This window comes from Mesorhizobium sp. M7A.F.Ca.US.007.01.2.1, from assembly GCF_003998165.1.
GTDB lineage: Bacteria > Pseudomonadota > Alphaproteobacteria > Rhizobiales > Rhizobiaceae > Mesorhizobium > Mesorhizobium ciceri.
Window position 1 is genome coordinate 1 of sequence record NZ_RZQP01000089.1, and the last position, 4,099, is coordinate 4,099.

Genomic DNA, 4,099 nt, shown 5'->3' on the forward strand with positions numbered 1-4,099 from the left:
GCGATCGCCTCGCCCTCGATCAGGATGCGAGCCCGCAGGAGATCGTCGAGGCGTTCCAGCGTGATCGGCGGCACGCGCACCGAACGGTTGGGCAGCGCCTCCAGCGCCTTTTCCGTGATCAGCCGGCCGAGCGCCTCGCGCACCGGCATGGTCGAGGTGACCAAGGCGTCAGCCAGGCCACGGATGGTCAGCACCTGGCTCGGTTCGAACAGGCCGCCAATCAGGGCGCGGCGCAGCTCGGAATAAACGCGGTCCTGCACGGTCTCGCGGCCGACCGGCGCAAGCTGGGCCGCGATCACCTCGTTGTTCTTTTCGATGGCAGCCTTTTGCATGGAATTCCGTTCGTGGCCGGTTTTCGGCTTGCGGAGGAAATTAAAGCCGAATAGCGTGATCAACGCAAGTGTGATCACAAATCATAATCAGGAGGCGGCAGCGATCGTCTTCGGCCAGAGGGTTTGATGAGCGAGGCAACCAAACGGCAAGGGGAAACCCGCGCGCCGGTTCTGACGGCAAGGAATGTCGTCAGGCGGTTCGGCGGCCTTGTCGCGGTCAACGACGTCTCGTTTAACGTCAAAGCGGGCGAAATCCTCGGCCTCATCGGCCCCAACGGCGCCGGCAAGACGACGATGTTCGACCTGCTTGCCGGCAGCATATTGCCGACCAGCGGCGAAATCCTTCTCAACGGCACGAGCGTCTCGGGCGAAGCAGCACATCTGCGCATCGGACGCGGTCTCGGCCGCACGTTTCAGATACCGCGCCCGCTGCCCAACCTGACGCTGATCGAAAACATCATGCTGGCGGCACAGGGTCAGGCCGGCGAAAAGCTGCTTGCCAATTTCGTCACGCCATGGCGCGTCGCCGCGCAGGAAAGGGCCGCCAGGACAAAGGCGCTTGAACTGCTGGAACTGGTCGCCCTCGCCCATCTCGCGCATGAGCCGGCGCGCGTGCTTTCCGGCGGTCAGCGCAAGCTGCTCGAACTCGCCCGCGTGATGATGGCCGATCCGGCGATCATCTTGCTCGACGAACCGGCGGCCGGCGTCAACGCGACGCTGCTCGAAGTCATCATCGACCGCATCCGCGACATCAATGCGCGCGGTATCACCTTCCTGCTGATCGAGCATAATATCGACATGGTGACGCGGCTCTGCCATCGCGTCCTCGTCATGGCGAGCGGCCAGTTGCTCAGCGAAGGCACGGCCGAAGAGGTCGCTCGCGACCCGCGCGTCATCGAGGCCTATCTCGGAGGCGCAGCATGAGCGAGATCGTTCTCGATGTCCGCGACCTCGAAGCCGGCTACGAGCCCGGCGTGCCGATCGTGCGCGGCGCCTCGATCACCGTCGCCAAGGGCGAGATCGTCGTGGTGCTCGGCCCCAACGGCGCCGGCAAGTCTAGCTTCATCAAGGCCATCGCCGGCCTCGTCCCGATCACCGGCGGCACAGTATTTCTGGACGGGAAGGACATCACTGCCGCGCCGGCCCACACCATGGTGCGCCTCGGGCTGGCCTTCGTGCCGCAGACCGAAAACATCTTCCCACTGATGTCGGTCGAGGACAATCTCAGAGTTGCTTGCGGCATCCTTGAGCGGCGCGAGATTCCTGCGCGCATCGAGGAGATGTATGCCGCCTTCCCCGATCTCGTCCGCCAGCGCCGCACCGCCGCCGGCAACCTCTCGGGCGGACAACGGCAGATGCTCGCCGTTGCGCGGGCGCTGATCGTCCACCCCAAGGTGCTGGTGCTAGACGAGCCGTCGGCCGGCCTGTCGCCGAAATTCGTCTCGATGGTGTTCGAGATGCTGGCAAACATCCGCAAGTCCGGCGTCACCATCCTGCTCGTCGAACAGAATGCCAAGGCAGCGCTCGCCATCGGCGACCGCGCCTATGTGCTGGTCGAAGGCAAAGACCGGCACGAGGGCATTGCCTCCGAGCTGTGGAACGATCCGGTGGTCGCCGAACTCTATCTCGGCCAGCGCCCCCGCAAGTCCGGCACAGGAGGTGGGGCATGAGCCTGCAATTTGTCGTCGACGGATTGCTGACGGGTTCGATGATCGGCCTGGGCGCCATCGGCGTGACGCTTACCTATTCGATCCTGCGCTTCTCGAACTTTGCCCATGGCGACTTCATGGCCTGGGGCACCTATGCGACGCTGGCCGTCGTCAGCGCCATCGGCGCGACAGTCGGCAAGGTGGCACCGATCGCACCGCTGTCCTTCGGCTGGCCGCTGATTGTCGCGCTGGTCGTCGGCATGGCGTTCACCGCTTTGCTGGCGCTGCTGCTCGACAAGGTGCTGTTTTCGCGGCTGCGCTCGCAAGGCCAGGCGATCATCGTGGTGATGGCGAGCTTCGGTGCCTCGATGGCGCTGAGAAGCCTGCTCGAATTCACCTTCACCTCGCGGCCGACCTATTTCAGCCGGGCGATCCAGATCGCCATGCCGGTCGGCTTCGGCATCCGCATCACATCAGACCAGATCGCGCTTTTGCTGCTGACCGCGGTGCTGGTGCTCGCCGTGCATCTGTTGATGACGCGCACGCAGACCGGCCGCTCGATGCAGGCCCTGAGCCAGAACGCGGCACTGGCCCGCATCGTCGGCATCGACGTCGCCAGCGTGGTGCGCGTCACCTGGGTCATCGGCGGGGCGCTGGCCTGCGTGGCCGGCGTGATGATCGGCATCCTGGTGCAGATCCGCCCGTTCATGGGCTTCGACATGCTATTGCCGATGTTTGCCGCCGCCATTCTCGGCGGCATCGGCAGCATCCCCGGCGCCGTGCTCGGCGGCCTGATCATCGGGCTCGCCGAGGCCGGTGCCGTGCAGCTGATCGGCGCCGAATGGCGCGCCGCCGTCTCCTTCATCATCCTGATGGCGGTGCTGTTCGTGCGGCCGATCGGCCTGTTTGGTGTGAGGGAACGCTGATGGATCTGATCGGCTACGGCGCCTTCTTCCTGACCACCGCGCTGATCTTTTCGCTGGTCACGCTGGGGCTCAATTTGCAGTGGGGCCTGACCGGCCTGTTCAATGTCGGCCTTGCCGGCTTCGTCGCCATCGGCGCCTACACCTCGGCATTGCTGACCACTCCCGACGACGCCGCGCGGCTGGGTGGCCTTGGCCTGCCGATCGTTGTCGGCTGGGCGGGCGCCATGGTCGTCGGCGGCATTGCCGCGGCGTTAACTGGCATGGCGACGCTGCGGCTCAGGTCCGACTATCTGGCGATCACCACCTTCGGCGTCGCCGTCGTCGTGCAACTGGTCGCGCTCAACGCGCAGAAACTGACCGGCGGCCCGTTCGGCATCGGCTTCATCCCGCGCCCCTTCGGCAGCCTTGCCGAGACGCCGCTGCTGTTCAACCTGTCGAACCTTGCCGTGGTCGCGGCGGTGACTCTGGTCGCCTATCTCGCTTTGGAACATCTGTCGCGCAGCCCGTGGGGCCGCGTGCTGAAGGCGCTACGCGAGGATGAGCAGGCGGCGATCTCGCTTGGCAAGAGCGCGCGTTTCTACCGAGTCCAGGCCTTTGCCGTGGGCGGCGCCATCATGGCGCTGGCCGGTGCACTGCAGGCGCATTTCACCGGCTTCATCGCGCCGGACAATTATTTGCCGATCCTGACTTTCCAGGTCTGGGTGATGCTGATCGTCGGCGGCTCGGGCAGCAATCTCGGCGCCGTCGTCGGCAGCATCCTGGTCTGGGCGATATGGGCTGGGTCGGGCACGCTGACCAGCATCCTCTTCCCGCCGGAACAGCAGGCTCGTGCCGCCGCGCTGCAGATCGCCGCCATCGGCGTCATGCTCTGCGTTATCCTGCTGGTCCGGCCGAACGGGCTGTTCGGCGACAGGCCACGGCGGCCTTGGTTTGGCAAGCGGGCGAGGATCGCTGCAGACAGGAGCAGTTCCAGCTCATGAATGCCGTCATCCGGCAGGAAGCGCATGGCGCTTCACTCTGGCATGCCGTCGGCCGCAATCGACGTGAGCGGCCGGCACTGCAAGGCGGGCTCGATGTCGACCTAGCAATCGTCGGCGGCGGCTTTTCTGGCCTTTCAACCGCGCTGCATGCGGCGGGGAAAGGACTTTCCGTCGCCGGTCTCGCAGCCGAGTTCATCGCCTGGGGGGCGCCC

6 protein-coding genes are annotated in these 4,099 nt (G+C 65.5%); 5 read left to right on the forward strand and 1 reads right to left on the reverse strand.

Translation table 11 applies throughout. The annotated features are described in order from the left end of the window. A partial coding sequence (locus tag EN949_RS17510) for a GntR family transcriptional regulator (protein WP_206534954.1) occupies positions 1–332 on the reverse strand: 332 nt, incomplete at its 3' end. 126 nt (positions 333–458) lie between these two features. On the opposite strand from EN949_RS17510, the gene EN949_RS17515 reads away from it, so the two are divergent. The 5 genes from EN949_RS17515 to EN949_RS36565 all read left to right on the forward strand — a co-directional run. Continuing rightward, positions 459–1,256 carry an ABC transporter ATP-binding protein gene (locus EN949_RS17515; RefSeq protein ID WP_127366325.1) on the forward strand — a complete coding sequence of 266 codons (798 nt, stop codon included), beginning with the start codon at positions 459–461 and terminating at the stop codon, positions 1,254–1,256. Next, positions 1,253–2,002, forward strand: coding sequence for an ABC transporter ATP-binding protein (locus tag EN949_RS17520; RefSeq protein ID WP_063171575.1), 750 nt, complete (start codon positions 1,253–1,255; stop codon positions 2,000–2,002). The genes EN949_RS17515 and EN949_RS17520 overlap by 4 nt, the downstream gene beginning before the upstream one ends. After that, positions 1,999–2,907 carry a branched-chain amino acid ABC transporter permease gene (locus EN949_RS17525; RefSeq protein WP_013532983.1) on the forward strand — a complete coding sequence of 303 codons (909 nt, stop codon included), beginning with the start codon at positions 1,999–2,001 and terminating at the stop codon, positions 2,905–2,907. Before EN949_RS17520 ends, EN949_RS17525 begins: the two co-directional genes overlap by 4 nt. Further along, positions 2,904–3,887 (forward strand): branched-chain amino acid ABC transporter permease, encoded by a 984-nt coding sequence (locus EN949_RS17530; protein ID WP_164770035.1) that lies wholly within the window; start codon positions 2,904–2,906, stop codon positions 3,885–3,887. Before EN949_RS17525 ends, EN949_RS17530 begins: the two co-directional genes overlap by 4 nt. Beyond that, a partial coding sequence (locus tag EN949_RS36565; RefSeq protein ID WP_245472437.1) for an FAD-dependent oxidoreductase occupies positions 3,884–4,099 on the forward strand: 216 nt, incomplete at its 3' end. The genes EN949_RS17530 and EN949_RS36565, both read left to right, overlap by 4 nt.

What these genes read in the sequence shown, in the direction of transcription:
- EN949_RS17520 (WP_063171575.1), top strand. Translation starts at nt 1,253, where the DNA reads ATGAGCGAGATCGTTCTCGATGTCCGCGACCTCGAAGCCGGCTACGAG.
- EN949_RS17515 (WP_127366325.1), top strand. Translation starts at nt 459, where the DNA reads ATGAGCGAGGCAACCAAACGGCAAGGGGAAACCCGCGCGCCGGTTCTG.
- EN949_RS17525 (WP_013532983.1), top strand. Translation starts at nt 1,999, where the DNA reads ATGAGCCTGCAATTTGTCGTCGACGGATTGCTGACGGGTTCGATGATC.